Source organism: Novipirellula sp. (genome assembly GCF_041583735.1).
Taxonomy (GTDB): Bacteria; Planctomycetota; Planctomycetia; order Pirellulales; family Pirellulaceae; genus Novipirellula.
Genome location: NZ_JBFHFD010000780.1, coordinates 1 through 3,632, shown reverse-complemented (window position 1 = coordinate 3,632; position 3,632 = coordinate 1). Strand labels below are relative to the sequence as shown.

Annotated in this window: 2 protein-coding genes; one reads left to right on the top strand and one right to left on the bottom strand. The window is 53.9% G+C overall.

Annotated features, from left to right (window positions below; genetic code table 11):
• Nucleotides 1-54 precede the first annotated feature (54 nt).
• A complete protein-coding gene (locus tag ABX962_RS32595; protein ID WP_372725868.1) occupies nt 55-834 on the bottom strand; it encodes a long-chain N-acyl amino acid synthase in 780 nt (259 codons plus the stop codon).
• A gap of 944 nt (nt 835-1,778) precedes the next feature.
• Between ABX962_RS32595 and ABX962_RS32590 the strand changes: the two genes are divergently transcribed.
• Entirely contained in the window at nt 1,779-2,885 is a 1,107-nt protein-coding gene (locus ABX962_RS32590) for a hypothetical protein (protein WP_372725867.1), read from the top strand.
• The last annotated feature ends 747 nt before the right edge of the window (nt 2,886-3,632 follow it).

Here is a 3,632-nt window from a genome sequence, read left to right as displayed (position 1 = left end):
GCATGCGGACGGCTTGAAAAGCCGTGCGATTATTGTTGCAGAAAGGCGGTTGGGCTAAACCGTAAAGTTGCCTGTGATCGCGGCCCAGTTGTAGTAGCCCTGGATTCCGGACAGCGTGGCAATGGTATTGTCGCGTTCAAGAGCACGACGAAAGTAACTGCGTGTGTCGCGATCCCAGCGAAACTGGACAAGTTCGCTCGCAGAACAGGGGTTTCCAAAGTAGCGATCGTGTAATGACGTTCCGGTATGCTCGTCAAATTTTAGGACGAGTGCTACTGCGGGGTTGCCGTTGGCATAGGGACAATCCGAGAGTTCGCCGATTTGGCGATACCCCATCACACGTTTGTACAATCGAGCGTGCTTGGGATGGGTCGCGACAACTAAGGCGTCAATGCCGCGGGCGCGGGCGACCTGTACGAGCAGTCGGCTCATCTCAGCCATTGTTTCAATAAAACGCACCGGTGAGTCGCGTCGATCGGCGAGACTGCCAATTTCCGCCAGCCGTAGCCCTTGGTCACGAAGCTCTTTGATTTCTCGCGGATACATCGATTGCATTGGCAACCCCAGGTATCCATCGCCAAACATCGACAGCGTTGATGTTACCGTGTCACCGAGTTTGGCCACCAGGACCTCGGACGTCGGCACCAGGTGGAATGGAGTCAAACGCATTCCGCTGGGCGTGTCGACCGCTAAACCGGCGTCGTAGTACGACTGGTACACTAGTCTGAATGCCTGACGCAGGTCTTCTCGCGATCGAGCCAAGCTGATCGTTAGATCCCGAACAGTGGTTTGCGAAGTTGCCGCATCATGCGTACTCAGTATCGCACTAGACATCGGAGGGTAACTCATTGATTCGTGAATAGACGTTGGAGTGATTCGACCGAGAATCACTGCACGTTTAGCGAGTTTCAGTGCCCCCCAGAACTGAATCCCGCTATTGAAAGCTAGAACAGGAATCCTCATGCGAAGGGATCGCATCGGAGAATCGCGGCAGAATCTCAGTCAACGAGTAACGTTTGAAACGGTTGTCCGGCCAAACGTATCGAGTGCAAGTGATTGCTTTGTGATTTGCTCTCGAAATTTGCGAATCGCACGCCGCTAAGGGGGGGACTGGCGATGTCTTTTAAGTCCCCGTCCCTGATTGATTCCGACCGCACTTTAGAAACAGCCGATTGAGCAGGCCATCACCGCTGTGACGTGAGTCGTTTGGCGAAAGCCACGGTTGGGGGAAAGCCTTAAGTTGGCCGCTTGGGCCAAGGCGTGAAGCATTTTCATCACCCGAATGCGTAAGTTTTGAAGTTGCGCTTTTCAGCCACGCCAGTGGCGGCAGCATGTAGCCTTGGGGGCGTAAGCCCCAGGAAAACGAAGAAAATAATGATCCGAAGCCCCGGAGGGGCGACAGAAAGCAAAATGATCGATCGCTGCCGCCCCTCCGGGGCTATGTAACGAATGGCTCCGGAAATCCTGGAGCTTACGCTTCCAGGCTAAGTGCTGTCGTGCCTCCGGCACTTTAAATGACGCAACACGTCGCCAAAACGGCTGACTCAATCAGCAGTCGCTTCAAACCGGGGTGATTAAGTGCATCGTGGGGTGGACGTTTGTGAGCTAGGTGCCGGTTTGTCACATTATTACATCGCGATTCGCGGAGTCTGTTTGACGAAAGTCGAGAAAAGCGTAAGGAAGCGTTTACAGCCAGTACGGGGGGGAGATTAAGATAGGGGCCAGTCCTGTATCGGTTCTAGCTCACCTCGGTCTCACGCGATTGCCAATTCGAACTTATGAATCATTGGCCTTCATCCCGCTGGAAGATCGCGTACAGCAAAGGATTGTCTCACGACTGGATCGAGCCGTCGCTTCCGTTCGCGTTGATCGGTTCCCACGAAGCGTGCACATTATCGCTCGGTGAGTCACGTATTCCTTCGGCTGTCTATTTGGCGTGCGCGTTTGCCGATGGGATCGAGGTTTGGCCGCTTTGTGCGATTTCCTTCCCGCGATGGGGAATTCTGTTACCGCAGGAGGAATTGTTAGTCGGTCGGACTGCGATCACGTTTAGTCAGCAGGACGTGAATCCACCGCCTGGACCGTCTTCGGCGGAGGTTGATTCAGCAACATCGAATCGCTTTCGCCCAAACGGCCAACCATCCTCTGATTCACGTGTCGGTCGTGGTACTTTTGATGTCGGTGAACGGCAGCACCCATATCCGAAATTGGTGTTGAGCATGGATGGTGAATCTCGCACGAAGACGCTCCGCCGAAGAGTGACGATCTTAGGTAGTCGACACCCCAGTACGTTTCGCGTGCACGGTCTTCGGTTGTCCCCTTATGATCACGCGATCATCGCCGTCAATGATTCGGTGTGGTTGATCGATTTGAAGTGTCCCGAGGGGCTGGCTCAAGAAGAATGGGTAACACGACTTGTTCCAGGCGGCGACCCTGTTGCGATCGGGAACATGAACGTTCAGCTGCAAGCGATCGAGGGGGCGACCGACGGGGCGACCGATGACATCACGGCTGATCTGGGGAATGAGCGTAATCCATTGGGTGGCGAAGCGGGAGAATCGATGCTTCTAAGCGTGAGAGAAGATCGCAAACGACCGCCCGCGAAAACAGCCGCGAAGTCGCTTCCTAGCAGAGTTGCTCACAAACCAATCGTTAATGAAGTTGTCGAGGATGTTCAGGATCGTTCCTTGGTCGACGACGATGAGGATGATGATGAGTTGGCGACGAGAATCACCGACCGCCTGGTATCGATTCAGCAACGAAAAACGTTGCGTCGACGATTGGTCGCGATGGTTGCCTACGGAAGCGCGTTTCTGGTCGCAATTTTCTCAATCACATGGATCGTCGTCCGCTTGCTGATCCCCGCGTTCGCGGATGCAAGTTAGCCGCTTGAGCGTGCTAGGTTTTAGTGCCGTTGGCAGCACACGTTCCGTAGCGAAAGTCGCAAAGACTTTTGGGAATGTAGTACAGGCTGCCAGCCTGGCGTCAGTCGTGGGAGCTGTCGCTCGAGGGATCTTTAGCAAGATCCACTACGGGAGGTGCGTGATGATCGCGGAGCGATCAACGACAATGGCGATTGAGTTTACAGGAAGATGGTTGACAGGAAGATAAGAGGACTGATGTAGCGGGAGCCGCGGAGACTTTCGAATGTGGGATAGGCTTCCAGCCTGTCGTCGTGATAGTGCTGTCGCTAGCGGTTATTGGATCAAGAAAATCGGCGGCAAAAAAATGGGTGGCAAAAACATAAGAGCACTGGCCGTAGCGGAAGTCGCGGAGACTTTTGAGGTGTGGGGGAGGCTTGCAGCCTGCCATCGGTCGTGGAAATGTTGCTTGAGGGATCTTTAGCAAGATCCACTACGGGAAGTGCGTGATGATCGCGGAGCGATCAACGACAATGGCAAATGAGATTACAGGAAGATGGGTGACAGGAAGAAAAGGAACTAGGTGTAGTGAAAGTCGCGGAGACTTTTGGGGGTGTAGCACAGGCTGCCAGCCTTTTTATACCCCAAAACTCATTTGCTTGAATGCAACGAAAGCTTCAACGATGGTCGAGAAACGGCTCATCCCACGCCAGAGAGTTTTTGAGCCGGGAGGACCCTGCGATTTTTTGTCGATGTAGCCGCCTAGAATAG